The sequence below is a fragment of the Exiguobacterium sp. s140 genome, assembly GCF_018617035.1.
Lineage (GTDB): Bacteria > Bacillota > Bacilli > Exiguobacteriales > Exiguobacteriaceae > Exiguobacterium > Exiguobacterium profundum.
This window is the reverse complement of the sequence record NZ_JACSJK010000009.1, coordinates 1-18,214: the sequence shown is the minus strand read 5'-3', so window position 1 is coordinate 18,214 and position 18,214 is coordinate 1. Positions and strand designations below refer to the sequence as shown.

Sequence of the window (18,214 nt, the reverse complement as noted above, 5' to 3'; positions counted from 1 at the left end):
AAGTAGTTGGGGGATCTCCCCCTGTGAGGATAGGACGTTGCCAGGCAACAACGCAGAGGACGACCGAGCATACGCTCGGTCGTTTTTTTACGTTCATAATGAAACCGAACTCCAAGATTTACTGATCCATACAATGAAATTCCGAACAATTTGCATATAATTTAAGCCAATGAACACAATTCTGAACTTTCTGAACATCGGGAATTGAATTGCACTTTTACGTTATACCTGTTACCATTACAGAAATATTTCGAAACAAAGATGTAGGTAGAACGAGAAAGGGGCCATCAATTTTTATGTGGGAAAATAAGTTTGCAAAAGAAGGTTTAACATTTGATGATGTATTACTCGTACCACGGTTTTCAAATGTTTTACCACGTGACGTTGATTTAAGCACGAAGCTCTGTGAAGGACTCGAATTAAATATTCCAATCATCAGTGCCGGTATGGATACCGTTACTGAAGCCCCAATGGCGATTGCTATGGCCCGTCAAGGTGGTTTAGGTGTCATTCACAAGAATATGTCGATGGAAATGCAGGCTGAGCACGTCGATCGCGTAAAGCGCTCAGAAAATGGTGTCATCACAAACCCGTTCTATTTAACTCCAGACCGTCAAGTATACGATGCAGAATACTTGATGAGTAAGTATCGTATTTCGGGCGTCCCAATCGTCAACTCAGAAGATGAACGTCAATTGATTGGTATTTTAACGAATCGTGATCTTCGCTTCATCAAAGACTATTCGACGGTAATCAAAGATGTCATGACGACAGAGAACCTCATCACAGCAAAAGTGGGTACATCGCTTGAAGAAGCCGAGCGTATCCTTCATCAACATCGCATCGAGAAACTTCCACTTGTCGATGAGAACGGTGTATTGAAAGGTCTCATTACGACGAAAGATATCGAAAAGGTCGAACAGTTCCCGAACGCAGCAAAAGATAAGCAAGGTCGTCTTCTTGTCGCAGCTGCAGTCGGTGTGACGAAAGACGCGGCTTCACGTGCTCAAGTGTTGGTTGAAGCAGGTGTGGATGCATTGGTTATCGATACAGCACACGGTCACTCAGCTGGCGTACTTGAAAAGGTTCGTGAGTTACGTGATATGTTCCCATCCCTTCCAATCATCGCAGGGAACGTGGCAACAGCAGAAGCGACGCGTGCATTGATTGAAGCAGGAGCATCCGTCATTAAAGTTGGGATTGGACCAGGCTCGATCTGTACGACACGTGTCGTCGCAGGTGTCGGTGTTCCGCAAATCACAGCAGTTTATGACTGTGTGACAGAAGCGAAAGAGCACGGTGTCTCAGTCATCGCTGACGGTGGAATCAAGTACTCTGGTGATATCGTCAAAGCGATTGCCGCAGGAGCCAACGCAGTCATGCTCGGAAGCTTGCTCGCAGGTGTGAAAGAGAGCCCAGGTGAGATGGAAATCTACCAAGGTCGTCAATTCAAGACGTACCGTGGTATGGGATCGGAAGCATCGATGAAACGCGGAAGCCAAGACCGTTACTTCCAGGAAGCAGACAAAAAGTTCGTTCCAGAAGGTATCGAAGGTCGCGTCGCGTATCGCGGTGAACTGGCTGACACGGTCTATCAATTGATCGGTGGTCTTCGTTCAGGTATGGGGTATTGCGGCGCTGCCGACATTCGTGCCCTTCGTGAAGATACACAGTTCATTCGTATGACAGGTGCTGGACTCCAAGAGAGCCACCCACACGATGTCAACATCACAAAAGAAGCACCAAACTATTCACGTTAATGAAAAAGCCGCCATCCTGTTCACTCAGGATGGCGGTTCTTTATTTGCGTTTCTCGACTAAAATGACAGTTCCTCCTTGATCTTGTGCAGGAAGTGAGACGGTCACCTTCCCGTCTTTTTGAACCGTGTATGACTTGCCGCTATAGCGGTCAATCAAAACGGTCTTCGCCTTGTACGACGTCTTAAATGAAACGGTTTGTGCTTTCTCTTTCGTGTTCAATCCGACAAGAACAGACTGTTTGCCGTAGGCCCGCTCAAAGATCGAATAACCAGAAGTAGCATTCACAGCGACGGATGATCGTGTTCCTTTACTGAATACGTGAGAATAGTCTGCACGGATATTCAATAGTTTCTGGTAATGCGTATGCATCGCTTTCCCTTCCCCTTTGACACGTGACCAGTCGAAGTCATAGCGGTTCTCGTTAAATTCACCTTTGTCCATATCCCCTGCATGTTTACCAGATTGTCCGACCTCTTCTCCGTAATAGATGACCGGTTGACCTTTGGCCGTAATCTGAAGGGCAGCAGCGACCATTTGCTTGCCTGTGTCTCCACCTGCACGCGAGACGAGGAATCCATCTTCGTCATGGCTACTTAAGAATTGTCCAAGTGTTGCTTCATTCGATAATTGGTTATTCCGGTATTGAAGCGCTTTTTCTACATCTTCAATGTTGCCGTTTACGAATCGCTCAGCCTGGTATTTAAAATCGAAGTCGAGCAAGGAATCCATTTGACCACTTCTCAAATAGCCGCCTGTGTTGTTGATGCTGGCACCATAGTGTTCGCCGATGAGTTTGAAATCCGGCTTGATTGTTGTCAGCTCATTTTTGAATGATTTCCACGTCGTTGAATCTACATGTTTGACCGTATCGACACGGAAATAGTCGATCGTATTTCCTTTTTTCGTTTTCGAACGTTTGATCCAATCCGTCTGCCATTTGACCAATTGCTCCCGCACGGCCGCTTCCTCGGTCTTGAAATCAGGAAGACCAGATAAGGACATTCTGAGGTCGTCCCCATCGACCGGATTCTCGCGAATCATGCCATCGAATACTTGTCGTTCTGCATCCGTCGGGAAATTCGTGACGGCTGAACTTGCACCTGGTTCCATGCCGTAGCCTGGATGGTTCAAGACGACATCGACCATAATTTTGATGCCACGCTTATGCGCCTCGTCAATCAATTTATGGAATGCGGCCATATCTCCAAGGTGTTCATCAAGTTTTTCAAAGTTTTTCGCCCAATATCCGTGATAGCCATATTGAGACCCATCTTTCCCATAACGCAAATCCCAATCGATGTTATCCACAATCGGTGTAATCCAGATTGTATTGATGCCTAAGTCGTCTAAATAATCGAGTTTTTTTGTGACACCCGCAAAGTCTCCACCATGGTACGATTCCAGATGGTCTTTATCATAGTACTCACGGTTCGGATTATCATTGGACACGTCCCCGTTATAGAAGCGGTCGGTTAGCATGAAGTAGATTCGTGCCTCATCCCAATCAAATGCTTGTTTCTCTTTCATCGATTTCGGAACGACACGGATGGTGGTCTTCGAGCGATGGACATTTCCATACTGGTCGACGGCTGTGACAGAGAGCGTCTTGTTTCCTGGTTTGATCGTATCTTTCACCGCAATGGTTTGAGCATTCAATGCACGGTCGATGTGCAACTTAGCGGGTCCTCCGAGAGGTCGTGCATCGATATAGAGTTCACGAAGCGTCACTCCCTTCGGTAAGGTTGGTTTTACCCGTAGGACGGCATTTTCTCTGGAGCTAATCGCTTTTGGACTGACTGAAGAAGTGAGTTTGACGGTCGGTTGGCGATACTCGATTTGAGAAGCCTCAAAGTACGGATCCTTCACTTCAGTCGTCACCCCGTCTTTTGTGACGAGGTACGTGTAATCATGAACGCCTTCAGGCAAACGCACTGTGTGGCGGAACCATTCGTTTTCAGGCTCATACGTCATTGGATAAGTTTCATCATTGATTTTGAGTGCGACCTGTTCGATTTCATTCATTTTTCCGGATTCATAGAGTGCTACATCGCGGTAGAAGAAACTGATCCCGTCTGTACCGTACACTGGTCCGTTGACTGTCGGAACTTGATGGAACACACCTTTGCCGCTTTCGACGAGGACCTTCGTGACACGGTCTTCTCCGAGCGTGACGTATCTGTCTTCTCCGTATGCGTCCTTCACAGCCCAATCCGTTCCTTTTCGGATCACAAATCCGACTTTGGTGGCGTCTTGGCCAACGGGAATTCGGAAGATGGCCTCGTCCTCCGTGATGCGATACGGGTCAACTTGGCCGTCTTTTTTACCGGTGCTCCACGTCCACAAGTTCCAATCCGTATAATCTCCATCCGCGCGGACATACTTCATCTCGATATAACGAGTCGTTTCCCATGGATCGGCGAGCTTGGTTGCCGTTTTGAACGAAGTCGTCAAGGCAGGGAGTGACGTGTTGGAAATCATCCCTGTCACCGCATCCGCTGGGATGGTCGTCGTATATGACGTGTCGAGTGCGAGTGCCTCTTTCGGCTGAAGCGTCACGGTCGAACCGTTCGTTGTCACGTCGACCGGGATTTTTGTCTCTCCTTGTTGAAGCGTGGCTGCTTCAGTATCGAGACGGACAGGTTCGTTGAACGTCCATGTGATTGGGGTAGACACATCCACGTCGATCGAGGATGAAGCCGGGGTCACCGAAACGACCTCAAGCTGATCAATCGTCTCCACCCCATTTAACGTGAACGGGGCACTATATACGGATTGCGTCGACGGAGTAGCAGCGACGTTCCAGCTGTTCGCCAGTTGGTTGGCCGCGTTACTTGGAATCGTATCGAACGCACCATGCTCTCCTGCATTATTGCCGCTCAATACAGTCAAGGCACGAACTTGGTCTCCATTGTTTAGCCCGAGTAAGGATAATGGAATCTTTCCTTCGAATCCTTTCGTCCGGTCTACTGCGAAAGCCGCACCGTTCAATTGGTTCAATTGTAAGAGTGGGGTATCCTGTCCGGCCTTATAAAGGGCGGCCTCTTTGACTTTTTGATCGCCATCGACACGAACGAGAACATGATATTGAGGTGCCTTGTCGACGCCTGTAAAGTCGAATGGGTATCCGAGGGGATTTTCAGAGACGCCAGAATCTTCATCGTTAATTTGAAGGGCGATGTTAATGTATTGTCCGTTGTCGCCCCAATTCGGGACATTGTTCGCATCTACGTAAAAATAAAGATGTTGAGCATCGTTTTGTATGTATAAATCACCGACATCAAATCCTTGCCAACCCGTAGCCGGGGAAGTCGCAAGGGCTGGGGTTGAAGTCCAGTCTGTTTTCGATCCATCAATCGTCATCGTAGTCGGTTCGGCCAATGCGTTCATCGGGACACCGGCTTGAATGAGTAATGCTCCGGAAAGGATCAGCGTCGAAGCCTGACGAGCGGTTGTTTTTTTCATGAGGCACCTCTTCCTGTCAAATATATTTGCACACTTTTATGCAAACGTTTTCAAAAATAGTTTAGCGGAATTTGAAAGCGCTCACAATATGTTTTTGCAAAAATAATAAACCGCCTCTCCTATTTTGAAAGGAGAAACGGTCAAGAGGATGGAGCGACGAGCTTTCCTTTTACAATCAGGCGCTCTGTCGTATCGAACGTACACGTGATTAACGTGATGGTTGGGGTTGAGGTGTCATCTAATACATCGACTCGTTCAGGAGAGACGGTTTCAAGCGAAGTGACTACGTACTCGTACGTTTGCACTTCATCCTGAAGGTAGATCGTCGCACCGACCTCGATTTCATGGAGCGGTCCGAATAGAGCGGTCGCTCGTTGTAAATAGTGGCCGGCGAGCGCATAGTTCCCTTTGCCCATCTCTTGTTCAGGATGCATCGTTCCGGCGCCTACCGCGAGACTTTCATTGTCCAATCCTTTCATGATGGGAAGTTTCAGTGAGACATCGGGAATTGAAATCACGCCGATTGTCGGCAAATTATGAAACCGATTGCGCGCTTGTAGGACGTCCGATACAGAGAGTGGACTGACGGCTTTGAAATCATAACTTGGATCAAATTCGCTCTCTTCTTGAAATTTCATCTGTTCCACCACGTATTCACTCGTCGAACTGGCAATGGCATTTTTCCAAATCGGACTCGTCAAAAAGAGGACGCCGCTCCCAATGAGTAAAAGTCCGATGAGCCACCGGATACGTCGATTCATGACTTCCCTCCTTTTGAAACTTCCCACGCAAGCATCAACTGAACGATCACGTCAGGTAAAGTCGACTCCGGCAAATGCGCAAACCCGAATAGAAATTGCTTGTGGGAGTCCGGATGCACGATGCGATAGTCGTTCATGGATTTAATGGCGATTCCGGCGGATTCGGCGGACCGCTTCAATTCTTGTTCTGTTCGCTCGGTCGCGATGGTCAACACGACGTGCAATCCGGCACTTGCTCCGGTCACGGTGACGGTCGGTTCGAATGGTCGGAAGGCTGCGAGGACACTTTCTAACTTACGACGGTATATTTTTCGCATCCGGTTCAAATGCTTCTCAAAGTCACCGCTCGACATAAATAAGGCCAACGTCTGTTGTTCGAACCGGGGAACGCTACAGGTGAAATACTGGTGTCGTTCCCGGTAACGGTTTAACAAGGGTGTCGGTAAGACCATATAGCCGATGCGTAAGGATGGCATGAGAGATTTTGAAAACGTACTGATATAGATAACCCGTTCGTTCGGGTCCATGCTCTGCAGTGACGGAATCGGCTTGCCGCTATAGCGAAACTCGCTGTCGTAATCGTCTTCGATGATATACGTCTGATGGACGAGTGCCCAATTTAACAAACGTTGCCTTCGACTGACAGACAGGACGGTCCCTGTCGGAAATTGATGAGCAGGTGTGACATATAGTGCATCGATTGCATGACGCTCGAGCTCATTCACACAAACACCACTATCGTCTACGGGAATAGGAATCGATGTGCGTCCTTGTTGTTCGAACAACAATCGCGTGAGCGGATAACCAGGGTCTTCGATCCCGAAGATAGACGAGTCCGGTAATAGATTCAAGAGTTGTGGCAACAGCTGTTCCGTACCGGACCCGACGATGATCTGTTCTGGTGAGCACTGTACGCCACGGGAGTGATAAAGATATGTGGCGATTTCTTGGCGTAATTCTAGATCTCCTTGAACAGAACCTAACGCAAGTAATTCATGATTCACGTCATCGACGACATGTTTGATGTGTCGCTTCCATCGTTCAAACGGGAAGGCAGTCGTGTCGATTTGACTCGGGGAAACATCATAATCATATGTCTTTCGCTGAGGGGCTGGTGTGATGGTACTACTCGAGCGCCGGACGTACAGTTCCTCTTGAGGTAACACATAAAATCCTTTTCGAGGAATGGACTCGATGTATCCTTCGGCGAGTAACTGGGCATACGCGAACTCGACCGTGGTCTGCGAGACATCTAAAAATTGAGAGAGCTTACGCTTTGAAGGTAATTTGGTTCCTGTCTTTAACGTATCGTCGAGGATGGCATCCCGAATGTGTTTATACAATTGCTCGTAAAGCGGGATGGACGATTCTTGATCAAGCGATAAGGTAAGCATATCCATGGTGTGACGTTCCTTTCTTTACGAACCAAAAAAGAAGTAGAGTATAAACCCAAGAATAATGATGAAAGAGACAATCCCGGGTGTACCAAATGAGGCACGATGACCCCCATCAAACGAATCACGGTTTAACATACGTATTCCTCCTTTATACTTCAACAGGTTCGGGATAGATGAAATGGAGTCCTTTATTTAAACTGACCACTTTAAATAATAAGAAACTGACACTTTTAATATAGTCAATACAACTTATACTAGCAAGTAGAACACGAACCAATGGAGGGATTTCAATGGAAAAGAGACAAGTAGGGACAGATAAAGTAAAACGTGGGATGGCAGAAATGCAAAAAGGTGGCGTCATCATGGACGTCATCAACGCCGAACAGGCGAAGATTGCTGAGGCTGCCGGTGCTGTGGCTGTTATGGCGCTCGAACGTGTACCATCAGATATCCGTAAAATGGGTGGCGTTGCCCGTATGGCTGACCCGACAATCATTGAAGACGTCATGGAGGCAGTATCTGTACCGGTTATGGCAAAATGCCGGATCGGGCACATCGCTGAAGCACGCGTCCTCGAGTCAATGGGGGTCGACTTCATTGACGAGAGCGAAGTTTTGACACCAGCCGACGAAGAGTTCCACTTGTACAAGCGCGACTACACGGCGCCGTTCGTATGTGGAGCACGCGACCTCGGTGAAGCAGCCCGCCGTATCGGTGAAGGGGCAGCGATGATTCGTACAAAAGGGGAGCCGGGAACAGGGAACATCGTCGAAGCGGTTCGTCATATGCGTACAGTCCAAGCGCAAGTGAAACGTCTCTTGTCGATGAGTGTGGATGAGGTCATGACAGAGGCGCGCGACCTCGGTGCACCGTTTGAAGTATTGATGCAGATTCGTGAAGCGGGTCGTCTCCCGGTCGTAAACTTTGCGGCAGGTGGAATTGCGACACCAGCGGACGCTGCCTTGATGATGCATCTCGGGGCAGACGGAGTCTTTGTCGGATCAGGGATCTTCAAAGCAGAGAATCCAGAGAAATTCGCACGTGCCATCGTGGAAGCAACGACATACCACGATGACTATGAGCGGATCGCACACTTGTCAAAAGGATTGGGTGAGGCGATGAAAGGACTTGACGTCCGCACGCTCAAAGAAGAAGAACTCATGGCACCACGAGGCTGGTAAGATGGTGACGATTGGCGTATTAGGGATGCAAGGCGCGATTCGGGAGCATGTTCGCATGCTGGAAGCGCTCGGTGCCCAAACCGTTGTAGTCCGCTCGCTAGAAGACTTGCAAGCGATTGACGGACTCGTGTTACCAGGGGGAGAGAGTACGGCGATGCGGCGATTACTCGACCGTTACGGTCTGCTCGAACCACTTCGAGAGATGGAAACGTTACCGATGTTCGGCACATGTGCCGGCATGATTCTTCTCGCGAACGAAGTCGAAGGGTATGACGCCCACTTGAAGAAAATCCCGATGACAGTGAAACGCAATGCGTTCGGACGTCAGGTCGACAGTTTTGAAGTCGACCTTCCAGTGAAAGGAATCGATGAGCCAGTCGAAGCGGTCTTCATTCGTGCCCCACAAGTTGCGCGCGTTGAACCAGAAGTAGATGTGCTCGCTGAAGTCGAGGAAGCGATTGTGGCGGTCCGTTACAATCAGTATCTTGCTTGCTCGTTCCACCCCGAATTGACGGATGACCTCTCGTTACATCGCTATTTTATCGAGATGGTCAAAGCGAATCAGAGTCAACATGTATAAGTTTGAAGGACCTCGCAAAAAGGGGGTCCTTCAAACTTATTTTTTGTTACACTGAACAAAGAAGCGTACAGAAAGGGGAAACGATGTGAAGGCTCGTTATTTCATCATATTGCTCACAGTCGTATTCGTCATGCAGACCATCTTGCCATCGGCTGCCTCTGCGGCCGCTCCGAAAGTGGATGCAGCAAGCGCGATGCTTGTAGACGTGACGACAGGACAAGTTCTATTTGCCAAACAAGAAGATTCGATGCTTCAGCCGGCTTCAATCACGAAGCTGATGACTGCATTTTTGACGCGTGAGGCGATTCAGGCAGGGAAACTCAGTTGGACACAAGAAATCACACCGAGCGATGCTGCTTTGGCGTTGACGAGAAAGCCGGGGTTGGCACGAATCCCGCTGTTAAATAAACCATATACCGTCAAAGAATTATACGATGCCGCGTTGATTCGTTCAGCGAATGAAGCGGCCGTAACGCTCGGGGAGGCCGTATCCGGTTCGGAAGAGGCATTCGTCAAAGAGATGAATCGCCGGGCTGATGAATTAGGGATGACGCAAACGACGTTCGCGAACGCCTCAGGACTCGATTCTGAATCCGCTGGCCTATCAGGAGACAACTTGACGTCTGCTAAGGACTTGATGAAGCTCGCGATCGCGTATTTGACGACGTATCCGGAAGTGCTCGACGTGACGAAGCGGGCATACGTGGACGTCGACGGTGTTCGATTTGATGCGACGAATCGCATGCTCGCTAATCGTGACCTCGCTTATCCGGGAATGCTCGGCTTCAAGACAGGCACGACGAATGAGGCGGGATATTGTTTCATCGGCGTATCCACACGGGATGGGCGTACCGTTTTGTCGGTCGTCCTCGGTGCAACATCGGACGAGGGACGTTATGCAGCAACGAAAGCGCTACATGATTATGCTTATGCGGATTTCGTGATGACCCCAATCTTGCGGATGGGGGAGACAATCTCCAAGATGGCAACGGTCTCTCAAGGCGAGGAAGAGCAAGTCGCGGTCCGAATGACGAACGACTTTGAAGTATTAGTCGAAAAAGGAAGACCCGTACCGGAGCCCGAATATGATCTGCTTGATTTAGAGGCTCCGATTAAGGCTGACACACAGGCAGGCATGGTCACCATCGATTCTTCGGAGAACGTACGCTATTTAGAGGGAGAGGCTCCTCCTAAGATGGCACTTGTTACAGCGGAGTCGGTCGATACCGCCTCGTTCTTGACGAGAATAACGCGAGCTTTTTTGGATTTCCTCGATCAAATCCGACTCGCACTTGGAAAAATCAGTCTTGTCGAACAAGTTGAGATGTTGTAAAGTAAGATTAATTCAATGACAGATGCGATGATGAGAATAAGTACGTTACGTACGTCTACTGACAGAGAGCTAGTGGTTGGTGCAAACTAGTGAGATGACGTGACCGAATCGGCCTCGGAGCATTGACTTGGAAACAAGTCACGTTCGCACACGTTACGTGCATCGAGTGGCTCAAACATTTGGGCAACGAGGGTGGCAACGCGGATCCAAGGTGGTTCGTCCCTTTCCTACGGGAAAGGGACGAACCACCTTTTTTATATGAAAAAGGAGGAATAGCAATGTTAGACATTAAACGTTTGCGACAGGATTTTGAAGGGATTAAAGAAAAGTTAGCTCACCGGGGGGAAGACTTGAGTGCACTTGACCGCTTCCCACAACTAGAGGAGAAACGTCGCGACTTGATCAACGAAGTCGAAGTGAAGAAAGCGAAGCGCAACGAAGCGACAAAACAGATCGCTGAATTGAAGCGGAACAAAGAAGATGCCGAAGGTCCGATTTTAGAGACACGTCGCCTCGGCGATGAAATCAAACTGTTGGACGAAGATTTACGCGAAGTTGAGGCAGAACTCAACTTGATTTTACTCAGCATCCCAAATATCCCGCACGAATCAACACCAATCGGCGAAACGGAAGACGACAACGTGACGATTCGCGAAATCGGGACAAAGCCTGAGTTTGATTTCGAGCCTAAGCAACATTGGGACGTGATGGAAGACCTTCAAATCGTCGATGTCGAGCGCGCTGGAAAAGTAACAGGTAGCCGCTTCGTCTTCTATAAAGGATTAGGCGCTCGCTTAGAACGTGCCCTCATCAACTTTATGATGGACCTTCATTCAGATGAGCATGGGTACGCTGAAGTGTTACCTCCTTACATGGTCAATCGAGATTCGATGACAGGAACGGGTCAGCTTCCTAAATTTGAAGAGGATGCATTTAAAGTAGCGGATACGAACTACTTCCTCGTTCCGACTGCTGAAGTACCGGTCACGAACATGCACCGTGAAGAAATTCTTGCGGAAACACAACTTCCAATCGCGTATACTGCATATAGTGCAAACTTCCGTTCTGAAGCTGGGTCAGCGGGACGTGACACGCGTGGGTTGATCCGTCAGCACCAATTCAATAAAGTCGAGCTCGTCCGCTTCGTAAAACCGGAAGAGTCTTATGAGCAATTGGAACTGTTGACAGGTCATGCTGAAGAAGTATTGAAACGTCTAGGCCTTCCTTATCAAGTGCTCAGCATGTGTACGGCAGATCTCGGATTCACTGCCGCGAAAAAATACGATATTGAAGTATGGATGCCGGCACAAGGGGTCTATCGTGAAATCTCGTCTTGCTCAAACTTTGAAGATTTCCAAGCGCGTCGTGCGGGAATTCGTTTCCGTCGTGACGCCAATGCGAAACCTGAGTTTGTGCATACGTTGAACGGTTCAGGTTTGGCCGTCGGACGAACGGTCGCAGCGATTCTTGAAAATTATCAACAAGCGGATGGATCGGTCGTGATTCCAGAAGTTCTTCGTCCTTACATGGGTGGAAAAGAAAAGATTGAAATGCCGAACTAAACGCTTGAGCAGCCTCGATTTTGAGGCTGCTCAATTTTTTTAATGTTTTTTCACAAAAGGGTTTGACATCTGTCTCTTCAGTTGGTACTATAAATCATGTCGAGCGACACTGTTGCTCACGAATTGCATATGAGCTTTGGAGGTGTACCCAAGTGGTTTAAGGGAACGGTCTTGAAAACCGTCAGGGGTGTAACAGCCTGCGTGGGTTCGAATCCCACCACCTCCTCCATTTCTTTTTTGGAGGCTCACACAATTTTATATCTTCTGGAGGTGTACCCAAGTGGTTTAAGGGAACGGTCTTGAAAACCGTCAGGGGTGTAACAGCCTGCGTGGGTTCGAATCCCACCACCTCCTCCACTTTCTTTTTTTTACACTTTTTTAGGCCTGGAGTTGTACCCAAGTCCGGCTGAAGGGGACGGACTCGAAATCCGTTAGGAGTCGCAAGGCTCGCGTGGGTTCGAATCCCACCAACTCCGCTTTCAATCGGGCATCTGCAGAGGCAGATGCATTTTTTGTATCCACAGACATAAGCGCTGTGGATTTTTTTATGCACAAAAAAGAAGGATCACGCTGTCGTTGGCGCAATCCTTCTATTGATTATCTCACTTTTGCTTCGCGCGCAATCGTGAGTTGCTTTTCGATTTTCTCAAGAATGAGTTCAACTGAATCAGGGTCGTTGATGAGGTCGTACTCTTCAATCGAGAGACGCAATACCGGACACAGGTTGAAGTTGTTGATCCATTCTGTGTAGCGGGCGTACATTTCTTCCCAATAAGCGATTGGTGTTTGCTGCTCCATCTCGCGACCGCGCATCTGAATGCGTTCGAGTACTTGTTCGAACGAACCTTCGAGATAGATTAATAGATCCGGGTGCGGGAAGAACGGTGTCAACACCATTGCCTCGAACAAACTAGAATACGTTTCGTAGTCTGTTGGTGACATCGTCCCTTTTTCATAGTGCATCTTGGCGAAGATGCCTGTATCTTCATAGATTGAACGATCTTGGATGAAGCCGCCACCGTATTGGAAGATTTTCTTCTGTTCTTTAAAACGTTCTGCCAAGAAGTAAATTTGAAGATGGAAGCTCCAACGTTCGAAATCATGATAGAATTTATCGAGGTAAGGGTTGGTATCTACTTTTTCGAGAGACGTTCGGAAATTCAATGCATCGGCTAACGAATTGGTGATCGTTGATTTCCCGATCCCAACCATTCCACCGATTGTAATGATCGTATCGTTCGGGATGTTATATTTATCAATCAGCTTCATTTTATTTGGGCTCCTTTAGTTAATTCTAATTCACGCTCAATCGTTTTTAGGACATGAGTCAAGTCGTCCGGATTGTGTACAAAGTCGAGTTCATCCCCACTGAACGAGAGAATCTTCACTTCTGGATGGGCCGCGCGATATGATTCAACAAACGTCTCATAGTCGTGAGCAAGTTGTTCGAGGTAATCACGAGACATATTCTCTTCCACTTCACGTCCACGCAAGGCGACTCGTTTCATTAATGTCTCAATGCTGGCATGTAAGTAAATGACGACATCAGGTTTCGGCATATCATGTGTCAAAATCTTATAAATCTGCTCGTACTTGTTCAAGTGTGCCGGTTTCAGCGAACGGTGAGCAAAAATCAAGTTTTTGAAAATATGATAGTCCGAAACGACGGATTTTTGCTGACTCAAGTGGTGTTTGTGAATATCATCCAACTGCTTGAATCGATTGCACAAGAAGAACATTTCCGTTTGGAAACTCCATTCTTCGATATCTTCATAAAACTTGCCGAGAAATGGGTTCTCTTCTACAATTTCATTCAGCATCTGCATCGAGAAATGCTGACTGATGATATGGGCCAGTGATGTTTTCCCGACACCAATCGGTCCTTCTACCGTTATAAACATATGATGTCATCCTCCATTATCCAAAGTGCAAGTTCCATTCTAGCACACAATACGAGCGATATGGCGAGGGATTTGATTTTCATTTTTTTTCATAGTTTTAAATAAGAAATGAGGTGAATCGATGGAACGTGATGAACGATTTATGCAATTAGCCATCGAAGAAGCAAAGAAAGCAGAAGCCATCGGCGAGGTGCCGATTGGTTGTGTGATCGTGAAGGGAGACCAGGTGATCGCAACCGGGCACAATCGTCGTGAAACGGATCGATTGGCGGCAGCACATGCCGAGATGATTGCGATTGAAACGGCCAATGAGACACTAGAGAATTGGCGATTAGAAGACTGCGAACTATACGTTACCCTTGAACCGTGCCCGATGTGTGCGGGCGCAATCGTGTTGTCTCGCGTGAAACGTGTCATTTTCGGTGCCCACGACCCGAAAGGTGGATGTTGTGGGACGTTGATGAACTTGGTGCAGGATGAGCGGTTCAATCACCAAGCCGAAGTGACAGAAAATGTTTTAGCAGAAGAATGTGGACAGCTCCTAACAGATTTCTTCCGAGCGCTTCGAGAAAGGAAGAAACAAGAACGACTCAATCAGAGAGGTTGCAACCCAATCGATTAAACAGTATAATGTAATAGCACTCGAGGTAGTGCCTAATTTCATTTACCCATTTGCCGTGCTAGGTGGGGAGGTAGCGGTGCCCTGTCACTCGCAATCCGCTGTAGCGAGACTGAATCCCGATTCGAGGGAGTGCGCTGGTGTGGTCTGCCTTATGTAAGTGGCGTTGACGTCTGAGTCCTGCGCAACGGTCACCCATGAACCAGGTCAGGTCCGGAAGGAAGCAGCCTTAAGTGGTGACGTACCGTGTGCCGCAGGGGTGCTTGGGCTGAGCAAACTGCATGAGTAACGCATGTTGACGTGCTTTCAGAAATCGGTGCGCGGCAGATTTATTTTATAACTTCAATCTATGGCCCCCGGGCTGTAGATTTTTTTGTATGATGAGATAGAGAAGAACAGTAAGGAAGGAGGCGAACTCATGGCGTATCAAGCGTTATATCGTGTATATCGACCTCAATCGTTTCAAGAGGTCGTCGGTCAAGTCCATATCACACGTACGATTCAAAACGCTCTGTTAGAGGAGCGGATGTCACATGCGTACCTGTTTTCTGGCCCGCGTGGAACAGGGAAGACGAGTTTGGCGAAAATCATTGCCAAGGCAATCAACTGTGAAAGCGCGCCGACACGTGAACCATGTAACACCTGTCCGACGTGTATCGCCATCACGGAAGGGACGAGTCCCGACGTGTTTGAAATTGATGCCGCATCGAACAACGGGGTTGACGAAATTCGGGAGATTCGAGACAAAGTCAAATATCCGCCGTCCCAAGGGCGTTACAAAGTATACATCATTGATGAAGTGCATATGTTATCGACCGGTGCATTCAACGCGTTGTTAAAGACGCTTGAGGAACCACCGGCACATGCGATATTCATCTTGGCCACGACAGAACCACATAAAATTCCGGCCACGATCATTTCCCGCTGTCAGCGATTTGATGTCAAACGGCATGAAGTGAGTCAATTGCAAACGCGGATGGCCTATATTTTAAACGACCAAGACCATGACTATGACCCGGAAGCGTTGAAACTCATCGCACGTGCTGCCGATGGCGGGATGCGAGATGCCCTTAGCTTACTTGATCAGGCGCTCGCATTCAGTGATGGGCGGTTGACGGAAGAAGCGGTGTTAGAAGTCACGGGTGCCGTGACGGATGAAACGTTGCTCGACATGGCGTATGGTCTCCAGCGAAAAGAGTTAAATGCCATTTTGAGTACGCTTGAATTGATGTTACGTGAAGGGAAGGACTTGAAACGTTTCATCGAAGATTTAGTGTTCGTTCATCGGGATGCGTTACTCTTGAAAGCATCTCCACAAGCAGCTGACTTATTGGAACGTGCTCGTCCGACTGACGAGTTTCGTCAGTTCGTCGAAGCGACTTCGACGGATGAATTGTTCCAAGTGATTGAAGAGCTCAATGATTGCCAACAGCAGATGAGGTTATCTAACCATCCGAAAGTGTTGGTGGAGTTAACATTCATCCGGATCGCGGAACAAGGTCGGACGATCAGTGAGCAAATGACACAACTACAAGATCAAGTGCGTGAACTGAGCCGTGAATTAAATGAAGTGAAGAAGAATGGTGTTGTCGTGACAGGTGGAGAAGCAGAAAAGCCGAAACCTGCTCCGAAACGGACACAGATTCGGGTGCCGAAAGAACGGATTCGCCAACTCTTACAGCGGGCCGAACGACAGCACTTGAATGCGATTCGCGACAGCTGGGGAGATATCATGACGAATATTCGGATACAAGATGGTCCGATTTTCGCTCTCTTCTATGAAAGTGAAGCTGTCCTTTGTGCAAGTGACACCTTACTGGTACAATTTAAAGATGGAATGACATGGCACTATGAGCAAGTGAGTTCAAATGGTCGTACGCGCGATGTGATTGAACAGGCGTTGTTCGAAGTGACGGGAATTCGTCGCGAAATCATGGCGGTGCTTGAGACGGATTGGAATGAACTAAAAAATGAGTTCATCCTTCAAAAACAAGCAGAGCGGACGGAACAAGTCGAAGAGCCGGAAACCGAGGATCCGCTAGTCGCGCAGGCGATGGAACGTTTTGGCGATGTCGTTGAAATCGAAGAAACATAAGGGAGGCGCTCTGAATGCGTGGAATGGGAAACATGAACAACATGATGAAACAGATGCAAAAGATGCAAAAAGATATGGCGAAAGCTCAAGAGGAATTAAAAGAGTTATCGGTTGAAGGAACTGCGGGAGGCGGCATGGTGAAAGTTGTCGTCAGCGGTCATAAAGAAGTCTTAGATGTCATTATTGCGGAAGACGTTGTCGATCCGGACGATGTGGATATGTTACAAGATCTCGTCTTAGCAGCAATCAATGATGCAATGAAACAAGCGGATCAGCTTGTGAATGATAAGATGGGACGTTTCACACAAGGGATGAACCTCCCAGGCTTTTAAGTGAAGAAAGGATCGATGCGAGTTGCAATACCCTGAAGCCATTGGACGATTGATTGAGAGTTTTACGAAGTTACCTGGGATTGGACCGAAAACTGCGGTACGTTTAGCATTCCATGTATTAGATATGGAAGAAGACGATGTGTTGACGTTCGCAAAATCTCTTGTGAGTGCGAAACGTGACATAAAGTATTGTACCGTATGTGGTCACATCACGGATATTGACCCGTGTGCAATCTGCAAAGACTCACATCGGGATGAAACGGTAGTTTGTGTGGTTCAAGACTCAAGAGACGTGATTGCTATGGAGAAGATGCGGGAGTACAGAGGGAAGTATCATGTTCTTCATGGAGCCATTAGTCCAATGGAAGGGATTGGTCCAGAGGATATTAATGTTTCAAGTTTGCTGACACGTTTACAAGAGAACGAGTCGATTCAAGAAGTGATTTTAGCGACCAACCCGAACATTGAAGGGGAAGCGACTTCGATGTATTTATCGAGACTACTCAAACCGACAGGCATTCGCGTGACGCGTCTCGCCCATGGTCTACCAGTCGGTGGAGACTTGGAGTATGCGGATGAAGTGACACTATCTCGGGCGATGGAAGGTAGAAGAGAGCTATGAAATGGTTTCGTAAGTCGTTAAGAGATGATTATGATCAACGACTACTGACTGAGCTGCTAGAAGCTAAGGCTAAGTTTGAATCGAAACGTCGGATGCTTGAAGTCAGCATAGAGGACACGGGAGAGCTAGCTGCTCAAGTGAAGCAAGCGGAAGCTCTCTACTTCTTCTATTTGAAAGAAGCAAAGAAGCGAAATGTTTCGTTATCGTCTCTTCGTTCTTAAGGCGACGCCAATGGCGCGCCTTCTTTATTTTTAGTCCTATATAATGAAAGAAAAAATCGTTTCGGTTGAACGAATGAAGTTTTTATATATTTCTTTAATCTTTTTAACAAAAAGGGTTGCGTGGTTATTATTTTACTGATATATTAATAGACGTCGCCGAGATAAGCGACAGAGCAAACGAAAAATATTTTTAAAAAGTGGTTGACCTTTTCTTCTCCACTTGGTAAGATATTTAAGTCGCCAAGAGCGGCAGACGAACTTTGAAAACTGAACGATGAGGCAAAAATAAGTTTTACATTTTTTGAATGAAGCGCAAGCTTCGTCAATTTAAGAGCTATATCAAATTCTTTGGAGAGTTTGATCCTGGCTCAGGACGAACGCTGGCGG

The 18,214-nt window shown here is 47.7% G+C and carries 15 protein-coding genes, 3 tRNA genes, 1 other RNA gene and 1 other annotated feature; of the genes, 14 read left to right on the top strand and 5 right to left on the bottom strand.

The window, feature by feature from the left end; genetic code table 11:
* Window positions 1–296 precede the first annotated feature (296 nt).
* A complete protein-coding gene (guaB, locus tag KNO61_RS16960; protein ID WP_214689692.1) occupies window positions 297–1,760 on the top strand; it encodes an IMP dehydrogenase in 1,464 nt (487 codons plus the stop codon).
* A 40-nt stretch (window positions 1,761–1,800) separates the two neighbouring features.
* On the opposite strand, the gene KNO61_RS16955 is transcribed toward guaB, so the two are convergent.
* From KNO61_RS16955 to pdxR, 3 genes are all read right to left on the bottom strand, one after another.
* Window positions 1,801–5,223: an alpha-amylase family glycosyl hydrolase gene (locus tag KNO61_RS16955; RefSeq protein ID WP_214873982.1), complete on the bottom strand. Its 3,423-nt coding sequence runs from the start codon at window positions 5,221–5,223 to the stop codon at window positions 1,801–1,803.
* A 140-nt stretch (window positions 5,224–5,363) separates the two neighbouring features.
* Window positions 5,364–5,984, bottom strand: a complete 621-nt coding sequence (locus KNO61_RS16950; RefSeq protein WP_214873980.1) for a class A sortase — start codon at window positions 5,982–5,984, stop codon at window positions 5,364–5,366.
* The gene (gene pdxR / locus KNO61_RS16945) at window positions 5,981–7,384 is read right to left on the bottom strand and encodes a MocR-like pyridoxine biosynthesis transcription factor PdxR (protein ID WP_078145946.1); all 1,404 of its coding nucleotides are present in this window, start codon (window positions 7,382–7,384) and stop codon (window positions 5,981–5,983) included. Before pdxR ends, KNO61_RS16950 begins: the two co-directional genes overlap by 4 nt.
* A 287-nt stretch (window positions 7,385–7,671) precedes the next feature.
* Here pdxR and pdxS point away from each other — a divergent pair, with 287 nt between their 5' ends.
* The 7 genes from pdxS (at window position 7,672) to KNO61_RS16910 (ending at window position 12,513) form a co-directional block, all read left to right on the top strand.
* Window positions 7,672–8,562, top strand: a complete 891-nt coding sequence (pdxS, locus tag KNO61_RS16940; RefSeq protein WP_214814627.1) for a pyridoxal 5'-phosphate synthase lyase subunit PdxS — start codon at window positions 7,672–7,674, stop codon at window positions 8,560–8,562.
* Window positions 8,563–8,566: 4 nt separating this feature from the next.
* Window positions 8,567–9,142 (top strand): pyridoxal 5'-phosphate synthase glutaminase subunit PdxT, encoded by a 576-nt coding sequence (gene pdxT, locus KNO61_RS16935; RefSeq protein WP_047795939.1) that lies wholly within the window; start codon window positions 8,567–8,569, stop codon window positions 9,140–9,142.
* 85 nt (window positions 9,143–9,227) lie between these two features.
* Complete coding sequence (locus KNO61_RS16930) at window positions 9,228–10,475, top strand: D-alanyl-D-alanine carboxypeptidase family protein (protein WP_214873978.1); 1,248 nt, start codon at window positions 9,228–9,230, stop codon at window positions 10,473–10,475.
* Window positions 10,476–10,493: 18 nt separating this feature from the next.
* Window positions 10,494–10,702: a binding site (T-box leader), on the top strand.
* Between the two features lie 51 nt (window positions 10,703–10,753).
* The gene (serS, locus tag KNO61_RS16925) at window positions 10,754–12,037 is read left to right on the top strand and encodes a serine--tRNA ligase (protein WP_214873976.1); all 1,284 of its coding nucleotides are present in this window, start codon (window positions 10,754–10,756) and stop codon (window positions 12,035–12,037) included.
* A 138-nt stretch (window positions 12,038–12,175) separates the two neighbouring features.
* Window positions 12,176–12,266: transfer RNA gene (locus tag KNO61_RS16920), tRNA-Ser, on the top strand.
* A gap of 37 nt (window positions 12,267–12,303) precedes the next feature.
* Window positions 12,304–12,394 (top strand) — tRNA-Ser (locus KNO61_RS16915).
* Window positions 12,395–12,423: 29 nt separating this feature from the next.
* Window positions 12,424–12,513: transfer RNA gene (locus KNO61_RS16910), tRNA-Ser, on the top strand.
* Between the two features lie 121 nt (window positions 12,514–12,634).
* Here the strand turns inward: KNO61_RS16910 and KNO61_RS16905 are convergent.
* The gene (locus KNO61_RS16905) at window positions 12,635–13,306 is read right to left on the bottom strand and encodes a deoxynucleoside kinase (RefSeq protein ID WP_012727758.1); all 672 of its coding nucleotides are present in this window, start codon (window positions 13,304–13,306) and stop codon (window positions 12,635–12,637) included.
* Window positions 13,303–13,938, bottom strand: a complete 636-nt coding sequence (locus KNO61_RS16900; protein WP_214873974.1) for a deoxynucleoside kinase — start codon at window positions 13,936–13,938, stop codon at window positions 13,303–13,305. Before KNO61_RS16900 ends, KNO61_RS16905 begins: the two co-directional genes overlap by 4 nt.
* A 121-nt stretch (window positions 13,939–14,059) precedes the next feature.
* Between KNO61_RS16900 and tadA the strand changes: the two genes are divergently transcribed.
* The 6 genes from tadA (at window position 14,060) to KNO61_RS16870 (ending at window position 17,827) form a co-directional block, all read left to right on the top strand.
* Window positions 14,060–14,560 carry a tRNA adenosine(34) deaminase TadA gene (gene tadA, locus KNO61_RS16895; RefSeq protein ID WP_078145941.1) on the top strand — a complete coding sequence of 167 codons (501 nt, stop codon included), beginning with the start codon at window positions 14,060–14,062 and terminating at the stop codon, window positions 14,558–14,560.
* Between the two features lie 53 nt (window positions 14,561–14,613).
* Window positions 14,614–14,881: signal recognition particle sRNA large type (gene ffs, locus KNO61_RS16890), an RNA gene on the top strand.
* Window positions 14,882–14,975: 94 nt separating this feature from the next.
* On the top strand, window positions 14,976–16,652 hold the full coding sequence (gene dnaX / locus KNO61_RS16885; protein WP_031424060.1) for a DNA polymerase III subunit gamma/tau: 1,677 nt from the start codon (window positions 14,976–14,978) through the stop codon (window positions 16,650–16,652).
* A 14-nt stretch (window positions 16,653–16,666) separates the two neighbouring features.
* Complete coding sequence (locus tag KNO61_RS16880; RefSeq protein WP_012727754.1) at window positions 16,667–16,984, top strand: YbaB/EbfC family nucleoid-associated protein; 318 nt, start codon at window positions 16,667–16,669, stop codon at window positions 16,982–16,984.
* Between the two features lie 22 nt (window positions 16,985–17,006).
* Window positions 17,007–17,606, top strand: coding sequence for a recombination mediator RecR (gene recR / locus KNO61_RS16875; RefSeq protein ID WP_012727753.1), 600 nt, complete (start codon window positions 17,007–17,009; stop codon window positions 17,604–17,606).
* A complete protein-coding gene (locus KNO61_RS16870; protein ID WP_012727752.1) occupies window positions 17,603–17,827 on the top strand; it encodes a YaaL family protein in 225 nt (74 codons plus the stop codon). The genes recR and KNO61_RS16870 overlap by 4 nt, the downstream gene beginning before the upstream one ends.
* Window positions 17,828–18,214: the final 387 nt, after the last annotated feature.

Excerpts from the sequence above, each read along its gene's own strand:
- guaB (WP_214689692.1), top strand. The coding sequence starts at position 297 with ATGTGGGAAAATAAGTTTGCAAAAGAAGGTTTAACATTTGATGATGTA.
- KNO61_RS16955 (WP_214873982.1), bottom strand. The coding sequence starts at position 5,223 with ATGAAAAAAACAACCGCTCGTCAGGCTTCGACGCTGATCCTTTCCGGA.
- KNO61_RS16950 (WP_214873980.1), bottom strand. The coding sequence starts at position 5,984 with ATGAATCGACGTATCCGGTGGCTCATCGGACTTTTACTCATTGGGAGC.
- pdxR (WP_078145946.1), bottom strand. The coding sequence starts at position 7,384 with ATGGATATGCTTACCTTATCGCTTGATCAAGAATCGTCCATCCCGCTT.
- pdxS (WP_214814627.1), top strand. The coding sequence starts at position 7,672 with ATGGAAAAGAGACAAGTAGGGACAGATAAAGTAAAACGTGGGATGGCA.
- serS (WP_214873976.1), top strand. The coding sequence starts at position 10,754 with ATGTTAGACATTAAACGTTTGCGACAGGATTTTGAAGGGATTAAAGAA.
- KNO61_RS16905 (WP_012727758.1), bottom strand. The coding sequence starts at position 13,306 with ATGAAGCTGATTGATAAATATAACATCCCGAACGATACGATCATTACA.
- KNO61_RS16900 (WP_214873974.1), bottom strand. The coding sequence starts at position 13,938 with ATGTTTATAACGGTAGAAGGACCGATTGGTGTCGGGAAAACATCACTG.
- tadA (WP_078145941.1), top strand. The coding sequence starts at position 14,060 with ATGGAACGTGATGAACGATTTATGCAATTAGCCATCGAAGAAGCAAAG.
- dnaX (WP_031424060.1), top strand. The coding sequence starts at position 14,976 with ATGGCGTATCAAGCGTTATATCGTGTATATCGACCTCAATCGTTTCAA.
- KNO61_RS16880 (WP_012727754.1), top strand. The coding sequence starts at position 16,667 with ATGCGTGGAATGGGAAACATGAACAACATGATGAAACAGATGCAAAAG.
- KNO61_RS16870 (WP_012727752.1), top strand. The coding sequence starts at position 17,603 with ATGAAATGGTTTCGTAAGTCGTTAAGAGATGATTATGATCAACGACTA.